Origin of the sequence: Actinokineospora sp. PR83 (genome assembly GCF_021056305.1) — a bacterium.
GTDB classification, from domain to species: Bacteria; Actinomycetota; Actinomycetes; order Mycobacteriales; family Pseudonocardiaceae; genus Actinokineospora; species Actinokineospora spheciospongiae.
Genome location: NZ_JAJCXD010000049.1, coordinates 24,501 through 49,973, shown reverse-complemented (window position 1 = coordinate 49,973; position 25,473 = coordinate 24,501). Strand labels below are relative to the sequence as shown.

The following is a 25,473-nucleotide window of genomic DNA, read 5'->3' as shown; positions in this document are numbered from 1 at the left end:
GGTTCGGGTCAGGTGCCGGGGGTGCGGAAGGGGTCGTGTTCGGCCATCAGCTTCTCCATGCGGGCGCGGTCGATCCGGACGGCGACGGCGGTGTCCTCCTGGCGGTCCCGGATGACCTTGGCCAGGGTGAACGCCGAGGTCACGGTGTAGAGGGCGCCGATGGCCAGGAAGGCGCGCACCCAGGGGTCGACGGGTAAGACGGCGATGCCGACGGTGATGGCGACCAGCGCGATCCCGAAGGACAGGGCGGCCTGGGCGAAGAACGCGCCGGTGGTGGGCGAGGACGGGGCCTTGGTGTCGCTGCTCATGCCTGAATGCTGCGCGGCCCGCGCGGCCCTGTCATGAGTAGCTCTACTCGAATGCCCGCTCCACCGCCCGCTCCAACCGGGGCAGCAGCGACGGGTCGCCCCCGGCCAACCCCCTGGCCGCGGCCACGATCTCCCGCGCGGCCGCCGAGTCGGGGTGCGGCACGGGCAGCCGCGCCACGTACTGGGTGATCCACCGCCGCCGCCCCGCGTAGAGGCGGTTGCCGCACACCTCGTCGTAGAACCGGGTCCCGAACGCGGAGTTGGCCACCCCGAGCACGAGGTGCGCCAGGTCGTCGCCACCCAGCTCGGGCACGCTGATCCAGTAGCAGTCCCCGTTGACCACCGCCCCGCTCCGGTCCACGGCGAACCGCGGCTCCGGGCTGATGTCCGGGAACACGATCTTCGGCACCCGCCACAGCGACGGCCGGTGCGGGACCCAGATCTCGAACCACTCCCGCCCCGCCGCCGCGACGTACCGCCTGCCCTCCAACCGCTCCCGGTGCGAGGCCAGGTACGCGGCAGCGCGCGGGTGCAGGTCCAGGTCCACCGGCTTGCGGGTCGGGAGGTCGAGGTACGGGTAGAGCACCCGGACGCGGGGCGGCCCCGGCGCCGTCCACGGGCGCACGTCCGCGTGCGTGAGCAACGGCCGCAGGAGAGCGGCCTCCGGCACCCGGTCGGCGGGCAGCGCGTCCCAGTGGTCGCCGATGAACACCCGGTCGGCGGTGGTCTTGATGCCCACCCGGATCTTCGCCAACTCCCCCAGCGTCTTCCACGTCCGAGCCCGCACGGAGGCGCTCCGCCGCTCCCGATCCGGGGTGCTCAACCGCCACGGGTCCTCCGGCCCCGACCGCCCGAGCGTGCCCACCTCCACGGCGAAGGACCGCCCCCGCACGGAGACGGTGGAGGAGGAGTCGGAGGTGACAGCGGCGAAGAGGTCACCGGCGGGCGCCCCGCGCTCCACCTGGTAGGCGCTGGCGTAGCGGGCCGTCGGGTGCTCCTGGTCGTTGGTCGCCACCACGACCGCGGGCAGCACCGCCGCCTCGAAGAGCTTGGTGTCACCGAGGTCGTACACCTCCCGCACGGAGAGCCGTTCGCTGAGCAGCTCCCGCACGTTGGCACCCGCCTTGGTGGTCAGGAAGCGGTTGCTGCACAGCAACCCGAACACCCCACCGGGCTTGAGCAACCGCGGCACCATCGCGACGAAGGGGTGGGTGAGGTCGATCCGCCCCCGCAACCCGAACCGCGCCGCCAACCGCCGGGTGTCCTCCCCGCCGAGCACCTGGGTCCGCACGTAGGGCGGGTTGGTGATCACGACGTCGAACGAACCCGCGGGCAGCGCCTCCCCCACCTCGGTGAAGTCCCCCACCGCGATCTCGGCCCCCGGCAACCGCCCCCGCGCCACCGCAACCGCCACCGGGTCCAGGTCGAACCCCACCAACTCCGCCTCGACCAACTCCCCCACCGCGGCGAGCAACTCCCCGTCCCCGCAGGCCGGATCGAGCACCCGAACCCGCCCACCACCCCACGCCACCACCCGCCCGGCAACAAACCGAGCCAACGCGGCGGGGGTGTAGTGCACCCCGAACCGCTTGCGCCGATCCACCGCCGAGATCTTACGGCGACCCCCACCGGCAGAGCCGCGTCCGAGCCAGTCGCCGCGCCACCTCCCGGCTCAGCGCCCCTCGGCGAGGGCGCCACCCCGGCGGGCTGACAACGCCTTCCTGTCAGGCGGTTGTCCCCAGTCCACGGACACGCTTGCGAAGACTTCTGAAAAAGTTCAGAATTGACGCATGGCCACCGAAGTGCAGTGGAGCGAGCTGCAACGCGACCCCAAGAGCGTTGCCGCACTCGCCGATCAAGGCGAGGTGCTTGTCCGGCGTCGGGATGGGGCAGCCCTGCTGCTCACCCGCGAAGACAGCTCACGTTCCGCATCCGCGGGTTCGGTGACCGCGGCGCGGGCTCTGCGAGCTGTCCTACCGCACCTGCCGCAGGACATCGTGACCATGGCGTTGCTCGACGAGTTCCCCTGGGCCGACGTGCTCCCGCAGGAGGACCAACTCCAGTTCGCACATGATTTCGTCCGCGCCTTCCAAGCCTCCGCCGAACTGGGGCACTGGTCTGTCCTCGAACAGGCAGTCACCGAGTGGCGCAGCACAGCGGCCATCCACGCCGACCCCGAACTGCGCGTCAAGCTCACCGGCCCCCTCGGCGACGACTTCGGCGAGGTCCCCGCACCGGTGGAGCACTGAGCCATGCCTGCCAAACGCGGCGACCGCGTCGCCCCGCCCCAACGCCCGGGCGGCTGGGAAACCAGGTTCGCCACCACCGAAGCAGCGAAGGGTTGGGAACAGCTCTGCCAGACCGCCCGGGCGAACACGTGGGAGGCGTGGATCGTCCTCACCGAGCGCCCGACCACCCCGGAGAACCCGACTCGCCAACACCGCCTACGAGGCAGGCTGGGCACTCGTGACCTTGCTGGCACCGCACTGGACCAGTGGCAGTACGAAGTCACAGCGGGCGGCCGGATCTGGTACTGCCCGGAACCCGACCGCCACATCGTGTGGGTGACCCATGCGGGCACGGGCCACCCCAAACAAACCGACTAGCCCTCGCGCACTCCGAGGCCGACCGGGCACGCCACGCCGGTGCCGCCCATGCCGCAGTAGCCGTGGGGGTTCTTCTGCGGTGAGAGGTACTGCTGGTGGTAGTGGTGTCGTTCGACTGGTAAAGCCAGGAATCCGACCGGCGTCCTCACGCCTTCGACGGCGACAGCCCACGGGAGCGGCCGACGCAGGATGATCGATGGCCACAGCGACGCTGTCAGACAGAACCCCGCGCCCCACCGAAGTCGTTCTGGTCGGATTCCACAGCCTCCACCTTCGCACGCTCGATCCAGCGAGCTAGCAGACTGAAGCCAGCAAGCCATTCCAGGGCTTCGTTCTCGCTCAAGGGATTTTCGGCAGGACTCACGTGGTTGAGCGGATTGCGAACCGCTGCATAAAGCCCTCCACCTACGTTCATTGCGCCAACGTGTCGATCCTTGAAAAGATCCGGATTCTCCGGACCGCACAGGCGAAGGCGATTCTTTCCCGGCTTTGGATCCTCCAGCGAAAATGACTCCTGCAGCAGCTTCGTCTCCCCGAGATCCTTACGACCAACTTTCGCTTGAAGGCGAGAATTGACATTGATGCCAGCAGCCCACAACGCCGCGCCATGATTTCCACTGAGCCAGTGGGGCCGAGCAGCTTCCCACACCCACGGGTGCAACTCAGAGGCATCGATGACTGGCGCATCGTCGGGCTGCAAATTCTCCCGCATCTCGGCTCCACGCTCGATTTCAAAGATACATCTTCGAGCCACCGCCTCGTCTACATGTCGAGGATATTCGCCGAATAGCGCTTCATATATGTGTTTGACGGCATACGCCTGCGTGTCACGCTCATGTTTCTTCCCGCGCGCACGCGTCTTCGCACTCGAAGTGATCTCTTCCGGCGGAAGTGGGACGCGTTCATGCAATCGCAGGTACTTCTTCAATTCACTAAGCGCCCACTTCGGATCTTTGACAACCATGGAGACACCTTCGGGCCGGAGTCCGCTACAAGCATAATTTGAGAGCAATCTGGATCAGAAGCTCGCCGGCGCGCAACAGCTTTGCCGCCGCGTCGGACAGGAAAGATGAGCCGAATTTGAGACCGGGGCTTCCACTCCCTCGCTCATTGTCGCGGCGAGGTCATGAACTCCTCCCACAGCGACACAGCTTGTTCGAGTCCGAGCGCTGCCACTCGTTCTGCCGGGATCCCGACCGAGTTGACGAGCCGTTGAGCGAGCCAGTCCGGAACCGGCTCGGGCCGGGATGGGACCTCGACCGCGACATCTCCGGCCAACCGGCCCAGCTTGGTGATGACATCCGCCAATCGGAGCATCGCGGGGCTTTGATCGGGGATGGCGGCGACCCTGGCGGCGGCTTCGGCGTACACCTCGGCGTCGGACCTGACGCCGACGCACCAGATCTCGCAGATCTCGACGGCGCCGGAGTCATCGATGCGGTAGACGACACGCCAGTGCTTCCGACCGACCACGAGCTTGCGGAAGCCGGTCAACTGGCCGCCGAGAGGAGGCCCCGCTTCGGGGTTGTCGAAGAGGATCTTGATTTTCTTCAGAACCTTGGGTGCGACATCAGGGCCGAGTCGACGCAGGTCGTCGATGGCCGCGTCGGTGAAGAGGACGTCCCGCATCTGTTGTCAGTCGTCGTCCTCGATCGCGGCGAGCGACTCGTGCGTGTGGCCGAACGCGGCCAGCACGTCGTCGAAGGAGGTCCGTCGTCCGTTGTCCGAAGCCGAGCGCGCGAGGACCAAGGCCAAGTCGCGAAGATCCTCGGCTGCCGCTTCCATCTCACCGAGGCGACTCGCGCTCACCACGGCCGCGACCGGGCGGTGGTGGCGGGTAACGAGCAGGTCTTCACCCTGTTCGGCGTCCGCGACGAGACCGGCGACACCGCGCCTGCTGGCCTCGGTGACGCTGATCTCGCGCGGTTGCCTCATGGTGGTCATGCCTAAAATATACAGAAAACTACACAGATTCTCCAGTGGGTGGCTCTAGCCCTCGCGCACTCCGAGGCCGACCGGGCACGCCACGCCGGTGCCGCCCATGCCGCAGTAGCCGTGGGGGTTCTTCTGCGGTGAGAGGTACTGCTGGTGGTAGTCCTCGGCGTAGTAGAACGGGCCCGCGGCGGCGACCTCCGTGGTGATCTGGCCGTAGCCCGCCTTCGACAGGGACTGCTGGTACGCGGTCAGGCTCTCCTCAGCCGCGGTCTTCTGCTCCGCGTTGAGGTAGTACAGGCCCGAGCGGTACTGGGTGCCCATGTCGTTGCCTTGGCGCATGCCCTGGGTGGGGTCGTGGCCTTCCCAGAAGACCTTGAGCAGGTCGGCGTAGGTGATGACCTTGGGGTCGTACACGACCTGGACGGCCTCGGTGTGGCCGGTGAGGCCGCTGCACACCTCTTCGTACGTCGGGTTCGGCGTGGTGCCGCCGGTGTAGCCGACGGCGGTGGAGTAGACGCCGGGGAGCTGCCAGAAGACCCGTTCCGGGCCCCAGAAGCAGCCCATGGCGACGATGGCCGTCTCCAGGCCCTCGGGGAACGGGGGGACCTGGCGGTGGTCGGGGTGGACCGTGTGGTTGGTCGACACCACCAGGGGGGTGGCGCGGCCGGGGAGGGCCTGCTCGGCGGTCACCAGTCGGCTCTTGTCGCGTCCGAAGAACACCATGCCTCCAAAAGTACCTGTTCAGCGGCGGATGGGGCGTTTGGCCAGCTCGGTCCGCACGCGGTTGACGAAGTCCGCTGTGAGCCAGGTGCCGCCGCCCACCGCGAGGGCTCGTTCCACGATCTCGAAGACGACCACCTCGTGGTCGGCGATCTCGTTGATGGTGGCGGTGGGGCGTTCGACGCTGCTCAGATAGCTCAACACCGTGGCGTCGGTGAATATTGCCGAGAGGTAGGGCACGGAGACGCCGGTGAACGAATCGCCCAGGAAGAGGGTGGGGTCGTCGATGGTGCCCTCGATGGGGTCCGACTCGCGGTGGAAGGGGGTGGACAGGTCGGTGCGGGGGCCCTGGGTGCGGTCGGTGGTGCCGTCGGGGCGCAGGGAGTAGAGGGTGCCCTCGCGGTTGCCGCGCTTGCCCTGGATGCCGGGGAGGTCGGCGGGGATGGAGAACTTCGCCCCGGGCCGGGTGGTCCAGGTGGCGGTGACGCCGGGTCGGACGGCCTCGGCGGTGCGGCGGACCATGGCCATGGCGCCCTCGTCGGTCCAGTGGGTGTCGAGCTTGAAGTAGGCGGGGCGGCCCAGGCCCTTGGCGACGGACTGCAACTCCCCGCGCAGGTCGACGGCGCCCGCCTCGCCGACCTGCTTCCACAGTTCGGTGCGGGCCGCGTCGGAGCACTCCTTGTTCGGGTAGTTCGGCGGCAGGTGTTCGGGGACCATCGTCGACTTGTCCGGGGCGACGAGCAGGACGAACTCGCGGCCGGAGTCCTCCACCGCCTTCTCCAGCTCCTTGAGCAGGCCGAGCGTCTCGGCGAAGGGCCTGCTCGGTTCGCACTTGGCCTTCATGTCGGCGTCGAGGTACAGCCAGCCGTCGGTGCCCTCGACGACCGACACGTCCGCCGCCTGCGCCGGGCCCTGGCCGGGCTGCTCCGGCCGGTGGTCGGGCAGCGGGGCCGGGGTGGGGCCGGTGCCGAGCGGGCCGGTGTCGGGCTGGCCGCCGAAGGTGGGCGGTTCGCCGAACACGCCGCGGCTGACCCCGTCGGCGGCGGTGATGGCGGCCGGGCGGAAGGACAGGTTGTCGGTGGCCCAGGCGTCGAAGCCGCGGAAGAAGCCCCAGCCGTCGCCGAGGCTGGGGAAGGAGGCGAGCGGGTGGTTCTCGATCTCCGCGGGCCGCACCCCGATCGCGTACAGCAGGGTGGGGGCGGCGAAGAAGACCAGGGCGCTGATGACGGCGAGCTTCTGCCGGGCGCCGTGCCGGGGGCGGTGCAGCGGGTGCTCCCTGGGCAGCCACGCCTCGTGCACGGGGGGCAGTTTCGGGGCGGGTGCCTGATCCGTCACCCGAGCACAGTAACCCCGTGCCCGTGACCGGCGCAGACCGTTCCGCCCACCCACCGCCGGTGTCCTCCCTAGACTGCGGTTCGCGCCCGAAGGTGTCATCCGAATCCGAAAGTGACCCACCGCCCGTGACCGAAACCGCAGAAGCCCCTCCGACGACGGGTGCCGCCCGGTCCGCGCGGTGGGTGTGGGGCCTCGAACTGCTCGCGCTGCTGCCGATCGCCGCGACCCTGGTGGACGTGCTCAGCGGGCCGCACCTGCAGTACCTGGACTACTGGCAGGTCCTGCTCAAGATCTACAACCCGGACGCGTCCCTGGACGTGGGTGGGTTCTTCGCCCTGCGCAACGAGCACCCGCTGGCCCTGCCCGCGCTGGCGTACTGGCTGAACGTGCTGGCCGCGCACGGCGACAACCGGACCCTGGGCTGCGTGGTCGTCGCCGTGGGCGCGATCACGGTGCTGGTGCTGCGGGCGGCGCTGCCGAGGTCGCTGCCGCCGGTGGTGCGGGCCGGGTTGGTGGTGGCCGCGTCGGCGCTGCTGTTCAGCCCGCACGGGCTGCACAACTTCGTCCGGTCGATGAGCGGCATGGCCTGGCTCACGGCGAACCTGCTGGTCGTGGGAACCCTGCTGCTGGCCAGGCGCGGCTGGTGGGTGGGCGCGTGGGCGGTCGGGCTGGTGGCCTGCCTGACCTACGGCACCGGGTTCCCGGTGTGGGTGGCGCTGGCCTGGTTCGCCTGGGTGCGCCGGGAGGCCATGTGGAAGCGGGTGGTGCCGCTGGTCATCCTGGCCGGGGTCTTCGCCGCGTGGTCGAACCTGGACCCCGGGGTGGAGCCGGGGCAGGCGCCGAGCAGCGACCCGAGCCGGGCGCTGTACACCTTCCTGGCCGCCGTCGGTCACCTGTGGACGGCCAACAACGCGGGGATGGCCGTCGTCGCCGGGGTGGCCGTCCTGGTCGCGTACGGACTGCTGCTGACCACCCGCGGCGCGCGGGACCCGGAGCTGCGGCTGTGGTGGGCGCTGGCCCTGCACGCGCTGCTGGCCTGCGGGATGATCGGCGTCTCGCGGATCGACTTCGGCCCCGACTACGGGATCATCAGCCGCTACGCCTCGCAGTCCGCGCTCGTGGCGCTGCCGCTGCTGGTGATCGCGGGGTGGCTGCTGGTGCACCGGTCGCGGGCGAACACCCCGCGGGTGGCAGTGGTCGCGGTGGCGGCCGGGGTCCTCGGGTTCGCGCTGGGCGTGCCGACGGCGATCGGCCTGCGCGACGAGATGCGCGAGGTGCCGTTGCAGGCGATCGCCCTGCGGGCGGGCCTGACCGACGCGTACCCGATCACCGTGCCGAGGGGGGCGCAGGTGCGGCGGCTGCTCCCGCAGATCGACCACTACCCGTTCACCCCCGACTTCACCCTCGGCTGCGGCGGGCCCGAGCTGGGTGACCGGATCGACGTGGACGACGCCGAGCGGCTGTCGCAGGCGGACAAGAGCCGCAGGCGCGACCCGTCCGGCTTCGTCGAGGGGAACGAGCAGCTCGACGGCGCCACGGTGGTGCGCGGCTGGGCCACCGGCCTCGACGACCCGATCCACTGCGCGGTCGTGGTGGACGGCGACGGCGAGGTGGTCGGCGGCGGGATCGTCAACCAGGTCCGGGTCGACGTGAGCACGAAGCTGAACTGGCTGCCCGGCCGCACCGGGTTCGCGGTGGTGGGGCCGACGGTGACGGACGAGACCAGGGTGGTGTTCGTCCGCGAGAGCGGGCGGATGCTGTGGCTGCCCGCCGAGGCGGAGAGCGGGGGTGACCGGTGACCGAGGTGAGCGTGCTCGTCCCGGCCAAGGACGAGGAGGCCACGCTGTCGCTGCTGGCCGACGAGGTCGCGGCGGCGCTGCACGGCGTCGACTACGAGCTGATCTTCGTCGACGACGGCAGCACCGACGGCTCGTGGAAGGTCATGTGCGAGCTGGCCGCGACCAGACCGGCGGTGCGCGCGGTGCGGATGCGGCGCAACTTCGGCAAGGCGGCGGCGCTGGCCGCGGCGGTGTCCGAGGCGCGCGGCGACCGGGTGGTCACCATGGACGCCGACCTGCAGGACGACCCGGCCGAGGTGCCGCGGCTGCTGGCCGAGCTGGACACCGGGGTCGACCTGGTCAGCGGGCACAAGGTGGACCGCAAGGACCCGCTGTCGAAGCGGCTGCCGTCGAAGGTGTTCAACAGGGTGGCCGGGGTGATCACCGGGCTGCCGCTCAAGGACCACAACTGCGGGCTCAAGGCCGCCGACGCCGAGGTCTACCGCAGGGTGCCGCTCTACGGGGAGCTGCACCGCTACATCCCGGCGCTGGCGCACCAGCAGGGCTACAAGGTCAGCGAGCTGGCGGTGAACCACCGGGCGCGGGCGCACGGGGTGTCGAAGTACGGGCTGGAGCGGTACGTGCGCGGCGCGCTCGACCTGCTGACGGTCGTGACGATCACCAGGTACGGCCGCAGGCCCGCGCACCTGTTCGGCGGGATCGGGTTCCTGTTCGGCGCGGTCGGGTTCCTGGTGCTGCTCTACCTGACCGGCGTGTGGCTGTTCACCGCCGACCCGATCGGCACCCGGCCGCTGCTCAACCTGGGCGTCCTGCTGGTGATCCTGGGCGTGCAGATGGTGTCGTTCGGGTTGATCGCGGAGATCCTGCTGCACCGCACCGCCCGGCGCGACGAGGTGCGCGAGCTGGTGTCCGAGCGGACGGACGACGCGTGAGCGGACTGCGCGGTGCCTACGTCGGCGGGGTCCGGGCCGCGCGCGGGCTGGCCGACCGGGTCGGGTTGCTCGACCGGCTCGGCGGCAGCGGCGCGCACACCGCCCGCCACCTGCGCACCCTGTTCGCCATCCACGACGTCGCTGACCTCGCCGGGCTGGACCTGGCCTGGTGGAGCTACCCGGCGATGGCGCGGGTCGAGCGGTTCCTGGCGGCCCGGGACGCGCCGCGGGTGTTCGAGTTCGGCGCGGGGGCGAGCACGGCGTGGCTGGCCCGCCGCGCCGCCGAGGTGCACAGCGTGGAGCACGACGCCGGGTTCGCCGGGCACGTGCGGGCGCTGCTGGCCGACGCGCCGCACGTGACCCTGCACGCGGTGCCCGCCACCCCGGCGGGCGCCTCGACGGTGGTCCGGTCCGGGCGGGCCGGGCACGAGCACCTGGACTTCGGCGCGTACGCGTCCACCATCGACGCGGTCGGCGGCGAGTTCGACCTGGTCGTGGTGGACGGGCGGGCCAGGGTGGCGTGCTTCCGCCGCGCCCTGGACCACCTCGCGCCGGACGGGCTGGTCGTCTTCGACAACATCCGCCGCAAGCGCTACGCCGAGGCCACGACCACCCCGGGCACCCGCGTGGAGTACCTGCGCGGCGGCACCCCGGCGCTGCCCTACCCGACGACGACCGGGCTGATCAACCGTGGCTGAGGGGGCGGGCAGACGGAGCCGTGCGGCCGACGTGCTGACCGTGGGGTTCGTGCTGCTGGCCGTGGGCGTCGCGGGCTGGGCGCTGCGCGACGACCTGCCCGCCCTGGGCGCGGCCATCGGCACCATCGGCTGGTGGCGGGCGGCGGGCGCGTTCGCGCTGGTGGTGCTCGGGCTGCTGGCGACGGCGCAGGTGTGGCGGCGGTGCCTGGACGCGCTGGGCCACCCGGTGGGCTGGGCCGCCGCCCGCGCGATCTTTTTCCCGGCGCAGGTGGGCAAGTACCTGCCGGGCGCGGTGTGGCCACTCCTGGCGCAGGCCCGGTTCGCCCGCCGGTACGGTGTGCCCGCCCACTCGGCGCTGTTGGCGGGTGCGGTGTTCCTGGCCGTGCACGTGGTGACCTCGGTGGTGGTGTCCGCCGGGTTGCTGTTCGCCGACCGGGGGCTGCTCTCCGGGTACGGCTGGGCGGGGCTGGCCGCGGTGCTGGTCCTGCCGCTGCTGCACCCCCGGGTGGTCACCGCCGTCGTGCGCAGGCTCGGCGGGGACGCCGGGCTGCCCGCGCTGACCTGGTCGGCGCTGCTGCGGCCGATGGGGTGGATGGTCCCGGCCTGGCTGGCCTACGGTGCGGCCGGGCTGGTTGCGGCGGCGCCGTTCACCGGCGCGACCGCCCGGCTCGGCGGGCTGGCGACCAGCGGGTTCGCCCTGAGCTGGTTGGTCGGGCTGGTCGTGGTCTTCGCCCCGGCCGGGCTGGGCGCGCGGGAGGCGGTGCTGGTGCTGGTGCTGGGACCGGTGTTGGGGGTGGTGGCCGCGACCGCGGTGGGGTTGCTGCTGCGGGCATGCCATACCGTCGCCGACATGGGCCTGGCCCTGGTGCACGGGGTGTCCGGCGGATCACGGTCCGCAGGCGATCGCGGGGAAGGGGCACCGGGATGACGGTGCGGGTGGGACGATTGAACAGAGCTCCGGGCGGAACGGGGAACCGATGACCTGGCAAGACGATCTGCGCAAGCTGGACGAGGCGCTGACCAAGGACGCGGTCACCCTCGCCGAGTACCGCAAGCGGCGCGACGAGATCCTGATCGCGGCGTCGACCTCGCCCGCGCCCGCGCCGTCCAAGCGCCCGACCGCGGTCGGCTCGACGAGGATGGTCGAGGAGCGCGCGATCCCGGCGGACCGCCGCGGCCCGCAGCCGCCCCCGCCGCACGCGGGACCGGTGCGCCCGCCCGGCCCCCTCGCGGGTCCGCCGCAGTTCCCGGCGCCCCCGGCCCGACCGGTGGACGGCCCGACCCAGCCGGTGGTGGAGCAGGCCCAAGCCCAGACGAGCCCGATCCAGCCGGTGGCGGGACCGGGGCAGCCGACGCCGAGGCAGGCCCAGCCGGTGGCGGGACCGCACCGGTCTCCGGCTCAGCCCGGGGCAGGGCAGGCCCCGGCGAACCCGGTCCGCCCGGTGGACGGCCCGACCCGGCCGGTGGCGGGGCCGCCCCAGCCACCGACGAACTCCCCTCAGCCCCCGGCAAACCTGGCCCAGCCCCCGGCGAACCCGGCGCAGCCCACGGCGGGACCGGCCCAGCCCCCGGCAAACCCGGCGCAGCCCCCCGCGAACCCGGCGCAGCTCCCGGCCAACTCGGCGCAGCCCGCGGCCGGACCGGCACAGGTTCCAGCGAACCCGGCTCAGCCCCCCGCGAACCCGGCTCAGCTCCCGGCCGGATCGGCGCAGCCCGCGGCCGGATCGGCGCAGGTTCCAGCGAATCCGGCTCAGCCCCCCGCGAACCCGGCTCAGCCCGCGGCCGGATCGGCGCAGGCTTCAGTGAACTCGGCGCAGCCCGCGGCGGGACCGGAGCAGGCTTCGGTGGATCGGGCCCAGCCGGTGGCGGGGCCCGCTCAGTCGCAGGCGGAGTCCGCTCAGCCGGTGGCAGACCCGGCCCGGTCGTCGGCGAGCCCGGATTCGCGTCCGGCGCAGTCGTCGGCCGTTGTCCCGACCGAGACGCTGACCGAGGGCAAGACCCCGGCAGACTCACCGAAGTCCCCGGCGGACCCGGCGCAGCCGCCCACCGAGGCCGCGGGCAAGACCGCCGCGGGTCCGGCGCAGAACCCGAGCGCGGCCGAAACCCCGGCTGAGCCGAAGCAGCCGCCCGCGGCGGGCCCCGACAAGCCGACCGCGGAGCAGGACAAGCAGCCGGTGGCCCCCACCGAGAAGCCGGACCCGGCCGGGAAACCCGCCGCCGAGTCCCCGGCCCCGGAGAAGGGTTCCGCGGCGGAACCGGCGCGGACGGGCACCGAGCCCGCGGGCGAGCCGCCCACCGAGCCCGCCCTGGCGAAGCCGCAACCCCAGGCTGGGCAACCGAAGCAGCCCGCCGAACGGCCGAAGCCCGACGCCGACACCACCCAGGTGATCGGCGACCTGGGCAGCACGCAGGTGATCGACCGGACCGTCGTGACCGCCGCCGACCAACCGTCCGGTCCGCCGGGGGCGGCGGGACCGGGTGGGCCGCCCGGGTCGCTGACGCCGATGGTCACGCTGCCCCGCGACACCCCGATGCAGGGCCACGAGGTCTTCGCGGTCGCGGCGGACGGGTCCGGTGGCAACCGCAACCGGGTGCTGGTCGCGCTCGGCGCGCTGGTCGTGGTCGCGGGGCTGGTGTGGTGGCTGGCCTTCTCCGGCGACACGTCCGGCGACTCCGGCGACCGGCAGCAGGCCGCCCCGCCCGCGGTCCAGGTCGGTGACCCGGCGACGATCACGCTGCCCGGCACGCCCGACCCGCGCAGCGGCGCCATGAGCCTGTCGCAGGCGCAGTCGGCGAACGTGTTCAGCGCCCGCGAGGTCGGCCTGCTGTCCGCGGTGGGCGTGGACGCGGTCACCTACACCGGTTCGTACGAGGGGACGACGGCCTACCTGGTGCAGGCGTTCCCCAACCCGGACGCCGCCGCCGCGGCGAAGACGACCGCGGGGGTGCTCGACGCCAACCGCAAGCTCAACTTCGCCGACCGGGCGGTCGAGGGGCTGCCCGCCGCAGCGCGCGGCATCGGTACCCAGGGACCGGAGTCGTCGCTGGCCAGGGTGGTCTACACCGCCGGTACCTGGACGGTGCAGGTGAGCGTCCTCCAGTCGCCGTCCGGTGATCCGGCGGTGCTGGACGAGCGGCTGCGGACCCTCGTGGAGACCGTCGGCAAGACCCTGCCGGTGACCTGATCCGTTCCCGCACGTATCTATTTGGCGACCGCACCACAGGACGTCATGCGACTTAGGCACAATGAGCGCGTCCTGACGCGGTTGGAGGCATTTGCATGTCCTGGCAAGACGAGCTGCGGAAGCTCGACAGCGCGCTGGTGGCGGGTGAGTTGACCGCCGACGAGTACCGCCAGCGCCGCGACCGCGTGATGGTCGAGGCTGCGGGCCAGAACCAGGGCGGACAACCGGCGACCCCGGCCCAAGCCGCCCCGGCCCAGCCCACCCCGGCCCAACCCATCCCACCCCAACCGACCCCCCCGACCCCGCCCCCGCCGAACGCGATGGAGTCGACGCAGATCGTCGCCCCGGTCTCCGGCGGCTTCCCGGTCCCGCCGCAGCAGCCGAACACCACCGAGCGCACCCAGGTGGTGCCCGGTCAGCAGCCGCCGCAGCAGGCGGGCGGCAACGAGTCCGCCGAGCGCACCCAGGTGGTGTCCGGCAGCGCCATGGGCGGCAACCCCGGCGGCAACGGCGGGGACGCGGGCGAGCGGACCCAGATCGTGCCCGGCCGCGCCATGAACACCGGCCCGAACACCGGTCCCCAGGGCGTTCCGCAGGGCATGGGCGGGCAGCCGCACTTCCCGCCGCCGCAGCCGCGCCCCGCGTGGGAAACCGCGCGACCGCAGCAGAACCCGGGCCAGAGCCCGCCGCCGTGGATGAACGACGACGGCCTGCCGCCGGACTTCGGCTCGGCGCAGAGCTGGCCCCGGCAGGGCCCGGAGATCTTCACCGAGTCCGGGGGCGGCGGCAAAGGCAAGAAGTTCGCCATCATCGCCGCCGTGGTGGTCCTGGTGGCCGCGGGCATCACGGCGTTCTTCGTGTTCAAGCCCAACGGTTCGGACACCACGGGCACCGGGGGCCAGAACCCGCCCGCGTCGTCGAGCACCGCCCCGCCCACCTCGACCGGTCCGAAGCTGCCCAAGGGCCCGTTCGTCGCGCTGGACGGCACGGAGCTGGACAACCAGAACATCACCATCGACACCGCGGTCGCGGGCAAGGTCCCGACCGAGTCCGAGGGCGCGTTCCTCAAGTCCCAGGGCGTGACGAACGTCGGCATGTACGTCACCAAGGAGGGCGAGCTGGTCCGGGCGGTCTGGGCGTTCACGCCCGCCGCGGGCGCGGACCCCAAGGTGCTGCTGACCGCCATCGACGGCTACTTCGCCAACAACGGCCACACCGAGGTGACCGGGCTGCCCGACGGCGTCCTCGGCCGCACGCTGCCCGCCCCGGCCCCCAGCCAGGGCGCCAGCTTCCGCGCCTTCTACGTCGCCGACGGCGTGGTCCTGCAGATCGAGTCCTACGGCCCCGACCAGGCCGCGGCCAAGGAGGCGTTCGACAAGATCGTCTCCGACCAGGTCGAGAAGTTCCCGCCCGCGGCCTAGGCGACTCGGGGATGACTGAGCAGAGCGGCGCGCTGCTGGCGGTGCTGCGCGCCACCGGTGACGTGTCGGCGGGGTCGCCGGAGCTGGCGGCCGGGGTGCGGTCGCTGGAGGCGGCGGCGCACTTCTCCCCGGCCCGGCTGGGGGTGCTGGACCCGCTGCGGCTGCGCGCCGGGGCGCGGGCCCTGCACCTGGGCTGCGGGTCCGGGGCGTTCCTGCGGGCGCTGGCCGAGGCGGGGCTGGTGGTCACCGGGTACGAACCGGACGCCGGGATGGCCGCGGTGGCGCGGGAGCGCTGCCGGGACCTGACCGGCGTTGTGGTCGGTGGCGCCGAGGTCCTCGACGGCACCTGGGACCTGGTGCTGGCCGACGGCCCGGACGAGCGGGTCGTCGACCTGCTGGCCCCCGGCGGGCTGGCCGTGCTGGTGTTCGGCAACGAACTGGGGCTGGCGCACGTGCTGGGTGCGCCTGCCCGGCCGGGTGCGTGGTCGCGGTCGGCGGTGGTCGAGTCGCTGGCCGCCGCCGGGCTGACCGCGCGGCGCACGCTGATGGCCTACCCGGACGAAACCCTGCCGAGGGTGCTGCTCGACGAGTCCGCGTTCGACCGCCCGGACGCCGCCGAGCTGGTCGACAAGCTGGTGCGCGACCCGGTGCGGGGCAGCGCGGCGGCGGTCGACCCGCTGGTGCCCGCCCGGTACCCGCACCGGCTGGCGGTGGCGAACGGTTCCGGCGCGGCGGTCGCGCCGGGGTACGTGGTCTTCGCCGCCCGCGACGCGAAAGCGCTTGCCCGGGGTGTCGAGGAGGGTCTGGCGTGGCTGCCCGCGAACCCCCGGCTGCCGCTGTGGCGGCGGACCCGGCGGCTCGACGGTGACCTGACCCTGCGCACCCTCCGCGGCGAGGGCGGGGTGGCGGGGTGGCTGCGGCAGCACGTGGTGGCCGCCGAACCGCTGGTCCCCGGGCGGGGCATGGACGCGCTGGTGCTCGACGCGCTGCGCGCCGGTGACCTCGACCAGGCCCGCACGCTGCTGGTGGCTTGGCGCGAGCACTGCGCCGGGGGCGCGGAGGACCTGACCGACGCGCACCCGAGGCACCCGTTCCTGCCCGGCCGCGCCGGGGTCCCGGTGCTGCCCGCGGACCGGCTCGACGTGCACCCCGGCAACCTGATCGTCGGCGCGGACGGTGTGCTGACCCTCGTCGACGACGAGTGGCGGGCGGGTGCGGGCGTCGACGCGGAGCTGGTGCTGCTGCGCGCGCTGGTGGAGTTCGCCAGGGAGATCGTCGGCACCGCCGCGGAGCACCCGTGGCGGTCGGCGCGGACCGTGCACGAGGTGCTGACCGGCCTGTGCGACCTGGTCGGGTTGACCGGGGCGCGGGACCGGCGGTGGGACGAACTCCTCGCGGCCGAAGCGAGCTTGCAGGAGGCCGTCTACGGCCGGGACGCGTCGGGCATCGCCGAGGAACTGGCCGCGAGCGCGCACGCGGTGCCACCGGAACCGCTGTGGCGCATCCCCGGCGGCCTGGCCGAGCTGCGCGCCGACCGCGAGCGCCGGTACCGGGCGGATCTGGCCGTCGCCGCCGCCCAGGGCGTGATCGAGGACCGCGAGCGGGACCTGGCGCGGGTGCGGGCGGAGCAGGCCGAGCTGGCCGACCGGCTCGCGCTGACCGAGCACGCGCTGGCGTCGGCGAACGCGGCGCTGGACACCATGGACGACCGCCTGGCGCTGGCCTTCGAGGAGGTCGCCGGTGCGGTGGCCGAGGCCGGGACCGCCTGGGAGTCCGCCGCCGAGGCCGCCCGCGCGGCGGAGCGGGCCGAGCACACCGCGGCGTCGCTGTCGGACCGGCTGACCCGGACCGCGCTGCGGTTGGCGGCGCTGGAGAACTCGAAGCTGGTGCGCCGCGCGCACCGCACGCTGTGGCCCGCCGCGCGCGTGGCCCGCGGGGTGCGCGACCTGGCGCTGGGCCGCCCCGGGGAGGAGTCGGACGGTGTGCTGCGCCGGATCGGCGCCAAGTCGCCCGCGGTGAGCGCGGGCCTGGCCACCCGCTACCGGCGGGCCGCGGCGGGGGTCCGGGAGTCCGGCCTGCACTTCGACGTGCCGGTCCCGGCGGAGCCGGTGCCGGTGGGGCGCGGTCAGGTCGTCGAGCTGACCGGGTGGGTGGTGCACGCCGCGGTCGGCGTGCGCGCGGTGCGGTTCACCGCCGACGGCGCGGAGGTCACCGCGGAGTACGGGCTGAGCAGGCCGGACGTGTCGGCGGCACTGCACGCGGCGGGGGTCCGCGCCCCCGAGGGCAGCGGTGTGCACGCGCGGCTGGCCGTCCGGACCGCGGTGGAGCGCGAGGTGCCGCTGTCGATGGCGGTGGAGCTGACCGACGGCACGGTCCTGCACCGCGACCTGCCGCCGCTGCCGGTGCGCCCGGGCAGCAGCCGGGAACGGCTGGTCGGCCACTGGGCGGGCACCGGCCCGAAGGTGGCCGTGTGCCTGGCGCTGTACGAACCGGACATCAAGTTCCTGGCCGCCCAACTGGATTCGATCCGGGCCCAGCAGCACACCAACTGGTTCTGCGTCCTCTGCGACGACGGGTCCACAGAGGACACCCTGGCGGAGGTCCGCGCCCTCGTCGCGGACGACCCGAGGTTCGCCCTGGTGGTCAACGAGGACAACGTCGGCTTCTACGCCAACTTCGGCCGGGCCGCCGAACTCGCCCCCGCCGACGCCGACGCCATCGCCCCCTGCGACCAGGACGACGTCTGGCACGAGGACAAGCTCAGCTCGCTGCTCGCCCCGATGGCCGACCCCGAGGTGCAACTCGTCTACGCCGACATGCGCCTGATCGACGAGCACGACAACCACCTCGCCGACTCGTTCTGGCTCAACCGCGTCAACCACCAGGACGACCTGGAGTCGTTGCTGCTGCTCAACACCGTCACCGGCGCCTCCGCCCTGATCCGCGCCGACCTGGTGTTCGACCGCGCCCTGCCCATGCCCCCCGGCACCCCCTCGGCCTTCCACGACCACTGGTTCGCCGCGACCGCCCTGGTCAACGGCCGCATCGAGTTCATCGACCGCCCCCTGCACTCCTACCGCCAGCACTCCACCAACGTCACCGGCAGGCAGGACGAACGGCTCGACAAGGACCTGCCGTCCGGCCTGGCCCTGGTGAAACTGGCCAACGGCGCCGACATCGACCCGGCACTGGCTGCTGAGCTGGAGGCGGTGGCCGAGTTCGAGCTGCGCCGGGTCGCGCAGTACGCGCGGGTCCTGTTGCTGCGCAACGAGGACACGGCGGATGAAGCGACCAAGGCGGTGCTGCGGCGGTTGAGCGCGGCGGACCAGTCGGTGCGCGCTTTGCTGCCGACGGTGGCCAAGGCGAGTCGGGACGGTGGGCGGGTGACCGCTGGGGCGGAGCGGCGGATGCTGGCTGCGGCGCTGCGGCGGCGGGCGCTGCGGGCGGCTCGGCTGCGGATTCCGCCGTTGACACCGCCGAGCTAGGCCGGGGGTCATGAGAGCCTCACACCTGTGGCTACTGAAACCGAGGTGGGAGAGCTGCTGCACCAGCGCGGCTGGCGGACGGCATTCACGGTCGCCGAAAGGGTGAACGCGTGGGCTGCCCTGGTGAGCACCATCGAGCGCGGCTACGGCGAAGACGTCCACAAGTACACCAACGACCTCTACTGCCGGAACTGGCTGCACGAGGCGTGGCTCCTGCTGGACGAACACGTCGTCCAGCTCTGGACCCCGCAGATCAAAGCCCTGGACGACCGGTACCGGGACACGACCATCGACGACGACGGCCACGTGCTCGGCCAGTTCCACAGGCTGCCCGGCCCCGACCTGTGGTGGTGGCGGCGACGCCCCCGCACCCTCACCGGAGACCTCGGGCGTTCGCTTCGCTCGGCCGGTGCCACGGGCACTGACCCGGCGTGACCACCAGCCCCACGAATTGTGCGACGACCCTCAGGCGACGGGGGCGATGGCGCAGTCGACGAGGACTCCGCGGGGGACGGAGCGCCGGGTCTTGGAGGGGTGGACGCGTCGCCGGACAACCGTGCAGGCGCTGGCGCTCGCGCGCATCGTGTTGGCGTGTGCCTCGGGTTGACCGCACAGGCCGCCGCGTGACATCAGTTTCCGCGCCCGCATCCAGTCGAGCGGGACGCTGATCGCACCGAGGAAGCGGGCCCCCGCCGCATGCCCGACGTGGAGGTCCGATGGCGTGCACACCACTGTCCGCATCAGGCGAATCGGGACAGCGCCGATGCGGCTTCCTGCCACTGCACGCACGTCGGGGGTTGCCAGGTGGTCAGGAACTCCGTCACGGCGGCGTAAACCGTCTCCACGGGGACTTCGGCGTGCGGTGGTATCGCGAAGTCGTGGAATCCGGCCAGGTAGTAGGTCAGCCACTCGGTGTTCGTCCCGGTCGTGGGGACGTGGCTGGTTGCGCCCCGGGTCCACTTCACCACGCCGACGTCGTTGTTGACACCGAAGGTGAGCGTCACGCGGTCCTGGTTGTCCGCCTCCACCGGTTCTCGTGACAGCTTCCAGCACCACGGGATCTCCACCCCGGCGTCGTTGAGCGCGCGCACCTCCGCGACCAGGTCGACCCCGGGCGGCATCGTCTCGCGGTCGAGGTACTCGGTGTGGAGCACGGGTTCGGTCACAGCGGCGCCTTTCCTTCGTACTCCCGCTCCATGACCACGACCACCTTCATCTCGACGTGGTGTGCCACGTCCACGGCTTCGAACTGGGACAGCACCACGGCTCGCTGCGCCGCGTCCTGCGCCCACCCGTCCGACCGGTGGGCGCTGAGCGTGCCGAAGTCGCGGCCGTCGATTTCCACGTGCCCCACGATGGCGACGTTGCCGGTGCCCCGGCGCACCCGTGGCGGGAGGTCGTCGCAGTAGGGCAACGCCGCCACCGGGTATCGGTCGCCGTGCTTGTTCTCCACCCCCGGTGGAGGTGACGCGGAAGACGAGGCCGGAGGCGGTTGCGCCGGGGTTGGACGCGGCCCCTTTGGCGCCGGGGTCTGTGGCGCACCCGATGACGGCGCACCGCGCCCTGGGCCTTCCGCCGAGGCGAGGTAGGTGCTGATGAGCTGTTCGGTCTCGGCGACGCTCCGCCATACCGCGCGCAGCTCCTCCAGCACAGCCGCGTAGGAGGTCGGCATGGGGCCGATGATGCTCGCGGCCTTCTCGATCAGGGCCGCCGCGACCTCGATGACCTGGCGCGCGTCCGCCAGCACCGCGCGCAGCGCTGCGGCCAACTCCCCCACCGACATCAGACCACCCTGGAATCCCGGGCCGACAACCTCGGCGGTCGCAACAACAGGTTCCCGTGCGGCGCGGGGCCGCTTTCGCGCCGGTCGGTCCTTGGCGCACCTGCCCAAGCGTGGTCGCGGGGTGAACCGGTCACGGGGTGGGTGTCAGCCGGTGGGGGCGATGGCGCAGTCGACGAGGACTCCGCGCATCTGGTTGGCGAAGTGGGTGGTGGAGAAGTGTTCTCGGCAGGTGTCGAGGAGGGACTGCTGCACTTCTGTCCACAGTGGTTTGTCGGTGAGCAGGCGGTCGCAGAGGTCGACCAGTTCGGCTGGGGAGCTGCCGATCAGGTGGCGGGCCGTCCAGCCGAGGTGCAGGCCCTCGCCGCCGACCGGGGTGGTGACGAAGGGGAGGCCTGCGGCCATGGAGTCGACGAACTTGATTTTGACGCCCGCGCCGTAGCGCATGGGGACCACGTGCAGCAGGGCCGTGCCGAGGACGGGGGCCGGGTCGGGGACCTTGCCTACGACGGTGATCGCCGGGCCTTCCAGGGCCAGGACCGCGGGGGACGGGTCGGCGCCGACGACTCTCAGGCGCAGGTCCGGGTGGCGTTCGCGCAGTGGGGGCAGGACCTCGTCGGCGAGTTCGAGGACGGCGAATTCGTTGGGGGTGCGGGGTTGGCCGTCGAAGCCGCCGAAGAACACGATGCCGTGGCGGCCCTCCAGGCCGGGGACGGTTTCGGGGACCTTCGCCGGGTAGCAGGCGACGTGGACCAGCGTGTCCGGGGCGATCCGGCGGGCCCACTGGGCCTCTTCCTCGCTGACGCAGACGGCGACGTCGGCCCAGGTGAACGCCTCGACCTCTTCCTTGCGCAACCGCACGCCCTCGATGGCGAACCGGCGGCGTTCCGCCGCGTCGAGGGCGGTCTCGAAGTGTTGGGCGGGGCGGCGGTGGAACAGGGCCTCCGAGTCGTAGACCAGCACCGCCTGCGGTTGGTACTCGGCGATCGGTTTGCCCAGGGCGGTGAAGTTGTGCGGGCGGAACGCGCACACCACGTCGAACAGGCCCGCGTGTTCCCGAGACCAGGTGGCGGCGTCGGTCACTCCCCAGACGACCTCGATGCCCCTGGCTTGCAGGGCGGGTGCGTACTCCTCTGCCCGTTCCGGGGAGGCGGCGAAGAAGGTGACCCTGGCCCTCGGGTCGCCCGCGCGCCAGGCGTCGACGACCGCCATGGTGCGGGGGTCTCCCCGGCCCCGGTCGGCCTGCGGTACCCGGTCGTCGATCAGCAGGACCCGGTAGGGCGCGCTGGTGTCGCGCAGGGACCAGCGGCGGTGCGGGTGGTCGTCCAGGCCGACGACCGGTGGTCGGTCGGCCAGTTCGGTGCCCCAGCGGTCCAGGAAGTGCTTGTGGTTGAGGCGCATCAGTTCTTCGGCGCGGGCTGACGACGAGCTGCCGTGTCGGGCGTGGCGGACCGCGACCGAGGGCAGCACCCACGTCTGGTGACCCGCTTGGCGCAGCAGCAGCGCCAGGTCCACGTCTTCGAAGTAGGCGATCTCGTACTCGCTGCTGAAGCCCGCAACCTGGTGGAACGCGCTGCGCCGCACCACCAGGCACGCCGCGGAGGCGTAGTCGACCTCGCGGGCGAACAGCGTTTCGCGTGGTTCGTCGTAGGCGCGGCACCAGCCGTCGCCGCCGATGAGGCTGCCCGCCTCCTGCACGGTGCCGTCGGCGTTGAGCAGCAGTGGGGACACCGCTGCCGCTTCGGGGGTGCGGTCGAGGAAGTCCAGCAGTGGGTCCAGCCAGCCCTCGGTGACCTCGATGTCGGCGTTGAGGAAGCAGACGAACTCGGTGTCGGCGTGGCGGACGCCGAGGTTGCCGCCGACGCCGAAGCCGAGGTTCTCCGGCAGGCGCAGGACCGTTTCCTCGGTCAGGTTCTCCGTCAGCCAGTCGCCGGTGCCGTCCGGGGAGGCGCTGTCGGTGATGACCACCCGGTAGGGCTGCGGGGTGTGGTCCGCCAGGGCGCGCAGGCAGGTTTGCACCAGGTCACGGCCGCCGTAGGTGACCAGGACGAAGGTGATCCGGGGGGTGTTCACCCGCGTGCCTTCCCGTAGGCGCGGCGCAGCGGTTCGCTCCAGCGGACCAGCTTGGTGTCGCGCCAGGCGGTCAGTTCGCGTTCGGCGGCGGCGAGCCGGGCGACCAGGTCGGCGTTGGCGCGTTCCAGTTCGGCGATGTGCGCCTGCTGGGCGGCGATCGTCGCGTCCCGCTCGGCGGTGGTGGCGCGGCTGTCGGCGAGGTCTTGGAGGGCGGTGGCGTAGGGCTCGGTGACGCGGCGGCGCTCGACGAGCATCCGCTGCCGCAGCCGCCAGTGCGCGGTCCGCACGGCGGCGTTCTCCCCGGCCAGCGCGGACAGCCTGCGGTGCAGTTCGCCGTCGCGGTCCGCGCGGGCGGCCTCGACGGCGGCGGCGAGGCGGTCGAAGTGGGCGGCGAGGCGGTCGTGGGCGGCCGGGTCGCAGGTGGGGGTGCCCGCGGGGACGGTGCGCTGCCCGCCGGTGGCGATGCGGGCGGGTGGGGCGAACTCGGCGACCACGGCGGCGTCCGGGCTGCCGGGTTCGGTGACCAGCAGCCAGTTGGCGCCGATGCCCGCCGCGACGGCCGCCGCGTGCTCGTCGGCGGTCAGCACCAGGCGGGCGCCGACCAGGGCGGCCAGCCGGTCCTCCAGCACCCAGTCCCCTGGCACCTCGACCGCGTCGGCGGCCAGGCCGGGGCTGGTGGCGAGGGTGTAGTCGCCCTCGGGGAGCAGGCCGAGGGTGCGGAGCTGGACCAGCCGCTCGGCGAAGGTGCCGGGGTCGACCAGTGCGGCGACGGCGATGGCCGGGTGCGGCACGACCTCGGCTTCGGCACCTGCGGCGCGCAGCAGCTCGTGGGACGCCTGGTCGCGCACGGCGACGACCTCGGCGGTGACGGGACCGTCGCAGCGGGTGAACCGGACACCGCTGTAGGCGATGGGGTGGCCGACGCCGGGGGTGTCGAAGAACCGCACGCCCGGTGCCGCGCCGTCGTACGGGTCGGTGCCCAGCGGGGTGGCCGGGGCCAGGACGGAGGCGTCGGCGGAGGCGGTGATGTCGGCGATCCGGGTGGGGGTCGGCGTGCCCAGCGGTTCGGCGGCGATCCCGCCGTCGGCGCGGGTGGGGCGCGACCAGCCGAGCGGGGCGAACTGGGTGGCCCGCCACCCGGGCAGCCTGCTGGTGAGCGCCTGCTCGACGACCCGGCCGAGCACCTGGTCACCCCAGCCGGGCAGGTCGGTGGTGCTCCAGATGGCGACCGCGCCGATTCCCGGCGTCGAAGGTGCTGGCACGGCCGCGACTGTATCGAACGACCTGCGGCGACCTGCCGGGGATCGAGTTGTCCACAGGAGTTGCCCACATTGTGCACAAGTGTTCGAATGACGCTCGGTAGCCGGTCCCGGTTGGGGGTAATTTGGCCGGGTGTTCACCACGCGACCCGAACTGACGGGCACCCACGGCATGGTCGCCTCCACGCACTGGCTCGCCTCCTCGGCGGGCATGGCGGTCTTGGAGGACGACGGCAACGCCTTCGACGCCGCCGTGGCCGCCGGTTTTGTGCTCCAAGTGGTCGAACCGCACCTCAACGGCCCCGGCGGGGAGGTCCCGGCGGTGTTCGTCACCGCCGCCGACCGCACCCCTCGTGTCCTCTGCGGGCAGGGCGTGGCGCCAGCGGGTGCCACCGTCGAGCACTACACCGGTCTCGGCTTGGACCTGGTCCCCGGCAGCGGCCTGCTCGCCGCCACCATCCCCGGTGCCTGGGACGGGTGGTTGCTGCTGCTCCGCGACCACGGCACCAAGCGCCTGGCGGACGTGCTCAAGTACGCCATCGGCTACGCCCGCTCCGGCTTCCCGCTGCCCACCCGGGTCCCCGCCGTTCTCGACGCCGTCCGCGACCTGTTCACCACCCACTGGCCCACCTCGGGCGAGCAGTGGTTGGGCGCCACCGGCGACTGGTTCACCAACCCGGCCCTGGCCGACACCTGGGAGCGCCTGCTCGCCGAGGCCACCGGCCCCACCCGGGAGGCGGAGATCGACGCCGCCCGCCGCGCCTGGTCGCAGGGTTTTGTCGCCGAGGCGGTCGACGAGTTCGCCCGCAGGCCGCACCTGGACGACTCCGGCGAGGCGCACGCGGGTGTCCTGACCGGCGCGGACATGGCGGGCTGGTCGGCGTCGTTCGAGGACGCCGTCACCGCCGAGGTCGGCGGCTGGACCATCGCCAAGTGCGGCCCCTGGTCCCAGGGCCCCGCCCTGCTTCAGCAGTTGCGGCTCCTGGACGGCGCGGACCTCTCCTACGCCGACGGCGTCCCCACCGCCGACACCGTCCACCTCGCCCTGGAAGCGTCGAAGCTCGCCTTCGCCGACCGGGAAGCCTGGTACGGCGACTCCGCCGAGGTGCCCACCGCGACGCTGCTCTCCCCCGCCTACGCCGCCGAGCGCCGCACCCTCATCACCGACACCGCCTCCCCCGACCTGCGCCCCGGTTCCCCCGACGGCCGCACCCCCGCCCTCCCCCGCTACCTCAGCACCCCGCAGGCCAGCACCACCGGTGACGCCACCGAACCGCGCCTGCCCGGCACCACGGGTGAACCCACCGTCGCCACCGGCAGGCCCACCGACCCCGCAGTGAGCAGCACCGGCACCACCCGGGGCGACACCGTGCACATCGATGTCACCGACCGCTGGGGCAACACCATCTCCGCCACCCCTTCCGGCGGTTGGCTCCAGTCGTCCCCCACCATCCCCGGCCTGGGGTTCTGCCTGGGCAGCCGGGCTCAGATGTTCTGGCTCGAACCGGGTCTGCCCGCGTCGCTGGTCCCGGGCAGGCGCCCGCGCACCACGCTTTCACCGTCGCTGGCCACGAACGGCGCGGAGACGATCGCCTTCGGCACCCCCGGCGGCGACAGCCAGGACCAGTGGCAGCTCTGCTTCTGGCTCGCGCACACCGCAGGCGGCCTCGACCTCCAAGCCTCGATCGACGCGCCCGCCTGGCACTCCACCGCGTTCCCGAGTTCCTTCTACCCCAGGACGTTCACGCCGAACGAGGCCCAGGTGGAATCCCGCCTTGGACAGTCCACACTGGACCAATTGTCCCGGCGCGGGCACAAGCTGGTCGACATGGGACCGTGGGCGCTGGGCCGGTTGTCCGCAGTGGCCAACCGCGAGGGTCGCCTGCGCGCGGCGGCCAACCCGCGCGGGATGCAGGGCTACGCGGTCGGCCGCTGAG

Annotated in this window: 21 protein-coding genes and 1 pseudogene; 10 read left to right on the top strand and 12 right to left on the bottom strand. The window is 72.6% G+C overall.

Going from position 1 to position 25,473, the window contains the following annotated elements; genetic code table 11:
- Positions 1 to 8 precede the first annotated feature (8 nt).
- Both L6E12_RS17600 and L6E12_RS35445 read right to left on the bottom strand, forming a co-directional pair.
- Positions 9 to 308 carry a YiaA/YiaB family inner membrane protein gene (locus tag L6E12_RS17600; RefSeq protein WP_236229009.1) on the bottom strand — a complete coding sequence of 100 codons (300 nt, stop codon included), beginning with the start codon at positions 306 to 308 and terminating at the stop codon, positions 9 to 11.
- Positions 309 to 351: 43 nt separating this feature from the next.
- Positions 352 to 1,911 carry an Eco57I restriction-modification methylase domain-containing protein gene (locus L6E12_RS35445; RefSeq protein WP_236229008.1) on the bottom strand — a complete coding sequence of 520 codons (1,560 nt, stop codon included), beginning with the start codon at positions 1,909 to 1,911 and terminating at the stop codon, positions 352 to 354.
- 187 nt (positions 1,912 to 2,098) lie between these two features.
- Between L6E12_RS35445 and L6E12_RS17590 the strand changes: the two genes are divergently transcribed.
- Positions 2,099 to 2,557, top strand: coding sequence for a hypothetical protein (locus L6E12_RS17590; RefSeq protein WP_236229007.1), 459 nt, complete (start codon positions 2,099 to 2,101; stop codon positions 2,555 to 2,557).
- Positions 2,558 to 2,910: 353 nt separating this feature from the next.
- Here the strand turns inward: L6E12_RS17590 and L6E12_RS17585 are convergent.
- The 6 genes and pseudogenes from L6E12_RS17585 to L6E12_RS34790 form a co-directional block, all read right to left on the bottom strand.
- Positions 2,911 to 3,015: pseudogene (locus L6E12_RS17585) on the bottom strand (peptide-methionine (S)-S-oxide reductase); the annotation flags it as partial.
- A 113-nt stretch (positions 3,016 to 3,128) separates the two neighbouring features.
- Positions 3,129 to 3,878 carry a TIGR02391 family protein gene (locus L6E12_RS17580; protein ID WP_236229006.1) on the bottom strand — a complete coding sequence of 250 codons (750 nt, stop codon included), beginning with the start codon at positions 3,876 to 3,878 and terminating at the stop codon, positions 3,129 to 3,131.
- Positions 3,879 to 4,021: 143 nt separating this feature from the next.
- Positions 4,022 to 4,543: a type II toxin-antitoxin system RelE/ParE family toxin gene (locus L6E12_RS17575; protein ID WP_236229005.1), complete on the bottom strand. Its 522-nt coding sequence runs from the start codon at positions 4,541 to 4,543 to the stop codon at positions 4,022 to 4,024.
- A 6-nt stretch (positions 4,544 to 4,549) separates the two neighbouring features.
- Complete coding sequence (locus tag L6E12_RS17570) at positions 4,550 to 4,858, bottom strand: type II toxin-antitoxin system Phd/YefM family antitoxin (protein WP_236229004.1); 309 nt, start codon at positions 4,856 to 4,858, stop codon at positions 4,550 to 4,552.
- 45 nt (positions 4,859 to 4,903) lie between these two features.
- Positions 4,904 to 5,572 carry a peptide-methionine (S)-S-oxide reductase MsrA gene (gene msrA / locus L6E12_RS17565; RefSeq protein ID WP_236229003.1) on the bottom strand — a complete coding sequence of 223 codons (669 nt, stop codon included), beginning with the start codon at positions 5,570 to 5,572 and terminating at the stop codon, positions 4,904 to 4,906.
- A gap of 18 nt (positions 5,573 to 5,590) precedes the next feature.
- A complete protein-coding gene (locus L6E12_RS34790) occupies positions 5,591 to 6,904 on the bottom strand; it encodes a hypothetical protein (RefSeq protein ID WP_236229002.1) in 1,314 nt (437 codons plus the stop codon).
- 125 nt (positions 6,905 to 7,029) lie between these two features.
- Between L6E12_RS34790 and L6E12_RS17555 the strand changes: the two genes are divergently transcribed.
- The 8 genes from L6E12_RS17555 to L6E12_RS17520 all read left to right on the top strand — a co-directional run bounded on the left by L6E12_RS17555 (position 7,030) and on the right by L6E12_RS17520 (position 18,859).
- Positions 7,030 to 8,703: a hypothetical protein gene (locus L6E12_RS17555; RefSeq protein WP_236229001.1), complete on the top strand. Its 1,674-nt coding sequence runs from the start codon at positions 7,030 to 7,032 to the stop codon at positions 8,701 to 8,703.
- Positions 8,700 to 9,635 (top strand): glycosyltransferase family 2 protein, encoded by a 936-nt coding sequence (locus L6E12_RS17550; RefSeq protein WP_236229000.1) that lies wholly within the window; start codon positions 8,700 to 8,702, stop codon positions 9,633 to 9,635. The genes L6E12_RS17555 and L6E12_RS17550 overlap by 4 nt, the downstream gene beginning before the upstream one ends.
- Positions 9,632 to 10,333, top strand: coding sequence for a class I SAM-dependent methyltransferase (locus L6E12_RS17545; protein ID WP_236228999.1), 702 nt, complete (start codon positions 9,632 to 9,634; stop codon positions 10,331 to 10,333). Before L6E12_RS17550 ends, L6E12_RS17545 begins: the two co-directional genes overlap by 4 nt.
- On the top strand, positions 10,326 to 11,261 hold the full coding sequence (locus tag L6E12_RS17540) for a lysylphosphatidylglycerol synthase domain-containing protein (RefSeq protein WP_236228998.1): 936 nt from the start codon (positions 10,326 to 10,328) through the stop codon (positions 11,259 to 11,261). The genes L6E12_RS17545 and L6E12_RS17540 overlap by 8 nt, the downstream gene beginning before the upstream one ends.
- Positions 11,262 to 11,310: 49 nt before the next feature.
- On the top strand, positions 11,311 to 13,518 hold the full coding sequence (locus L6E12_RS17535; protein ID WP_236228997.1) for a hypothetical protein: 2,208 nt from the start codon (positions 11,311 to 11,313) through the stop codon (positions 13,516 to 13,518).
- Positions 13,519 to 13,613: 95 nt separating this feature from the next.
- A complete protein-coding gene (locus L6E12_RS17530) occupies positions 13,614 to 14,939 on the top strand; it encodes an SHOCT domain-containing protein (protein ID WP_236228996.1) in 1,326 nt (441 codons plus the stop codon).
- A gap of 11 nt (positions 14,940 to 14,950) precedes the next feature.
- Positions 14,951 to 18,424, top strand: coding sequence for a glycosyltransferase (locus L6E12_RS17525; RefSeq protein ID WP_236228995.1), 3,474 nt, complete (start codon positions 14,951 to 14,953; stop codon positions 18,422 to 18,424).
- Between the two features lie 27 nt (positions 18,425 to 18,451).
- The gene (locus L6E12_RS17520) at positions 18,452 to 18,859 is read left to right on the top strand and encodes a hypothetical protein (protein ID WP_236228994.1); all 408 of its coding nucleotides are present in this window, start codon (positions 18,452 to 18,454) and stop codon (positions 18,857 to 18,859) included.
- A gap of 305 nt (positions 18,860 to 19,164) precedes the next feature.
- Here the strand turns inward: L6E12_RS17520 and L6E12_RS17515 are convergent, their stop codons facing one another.
- The 4 genes from L6E12_RS17515 to L6E12_RS17500 all read right to left on the bottom strand — a co-directional run bounded on the left by L6E12_RS17515 (position 19,165) and on the right by L6E12_RS17500 (position 23,539).
- Complete coding sequence (locus tag L6E12_RS17515) at positions 19,165 to 19,590, bottom strand: Imm1 family immunity protein (protein ID WP_236228993.1); 426 nt, start codon at positions 19,588 to 19,590, stop codon at positions 19,165 to 19,167.
- A complete protein-coding gene (locus tag L6E12_RS17510; RefSeq protein ID WP_236228992.1) occupies positions 19,587 to 20,207 on the bottom strand; it encodes a hypothetical protein in 621 nt (206 codons plus the stop codon). Before L6E12_RS17510 ends, L6E12_RS17515 begins: the two co-directional genes overlap by 4 nt.
- A gap of 144 nt (positions 20,208 to 20,351) precedes the next feature.
- Entirely contained in the window at positions 20,352 to 22,277 is a 1,926-nt protein-coding gene (locus L6E12_RS17505; protein ID WP_236228991.1) for a glycosyltransferase, read from the bottom strand.
- Complete coding sequence (locus L6E12_RS17500; RefSeq protein WP_236228990.1) at positions 22,274 to 23,539, bottom strand: hypothetical protein; 1,266 nt, start codon at positions 23,537 to 23,539, stop codon at positions 22,274 to 22,276. The genes L6E12_RS17505 and L6E12_RS17500 overlap by 4 nt, the downstream gene beginning before the upstream one ends.
- Before the next feature lie 130 nt (positions 23,540 to 23,669).
- On the opposite strand from L6E12_RS17500, the gene L6E12_RS17495 reads away from it, so the two are divergent.
- A complete protein-coding gene (locus L6E12_RS17495) occupies positions 23,670 to 25,472 on the top strand; it encodes a gamma-glutamyltransferase family protein (RefSeq protein WP_236228989.1) in 1,803 nt (600 codons plus the stop codon).
- Position 25,473: the final 1 nt, after the last annotated feature.

What these genes read in the sequence shown, in the direction of transcription:
- L6E12_RS17590 (WP_236229007.1), top strand. Translation starts at nt 2,099, where the DNA reads ATGGCCACCGAAGTGCAGTGGAGCGAGCTGCAACGCGACCCCAAGAGC.
- L6E12_RS17535 (WP_236228997.1), top strand. Translation starts at nt 11,311, where the DNA reads ATGACCTGGCAAGACGATCTGCGCAAGCTGGACGAGGCGCTGACCAAG.
- L6E12_RS17570 (WP_236229004.1), bottom strand. Translation starts at nt 4,858, where the DNA reads ATGACCACCATGAGGCAACCGCGCGAGATCAGCGTCACCGAGGCCAGC.
- msrA (WP_236229003.1), bottom strand. Translation starts at nt 5,572, where the DNA reads ATGGTGTTCTTCGGACGCGACAAGAGCCGACTGGTGACCGCCGAGCAG.
- L6E12_RS17510 (WP_236228992.1), bottom strand. Translation starts at nt 20,207, where the DNA reads ATGTCGGTGGGGGAGTTGGCCGCAGCGCTGCGCGCGGTGCTGGCGGAC.
- L6E12_RS17600 (WP_236229009.1), bottom strand. Translation starts at nt 308, where the DNA reads ATGAGCAGCGACACCAAGGCCCCGTCCTCGCCCACCACCGGCGCGTTC.
- L6E12_RS17580 (WP_236229006.1), bottom strand. Translation starts at nt 3,878, where the DNA reads ATGGTTGTCAAAGATCCGAAGTGGGCGCTTAGTGAATTGAAGAAGTAC.
- L6E12_RS17575 (WP_236229005.1), bottom strand. Translation starts at nt 4,543, where the DNA reads ATGCGGGACGTCCTCTTCACCGACGCGGCCATCGACGACCTGCGTCGA.
- L6E12_RS17525 (WP_236228995.1), top strand. Translation starts at nt 14,951, where the DNA reads ATGACTGAGCAGAGCGGCGCGCTGCTGGCGGTGCTGCGCGCCACCGGT.
- L6E12_RS17530 (WP_236228996.1), top strand. Translation starts at nt 13,614, where the DNA reads ATGTCCTGGCAAGACGAGCTGCGGAAGCTCGACAGCGCGCTGGTGGCG.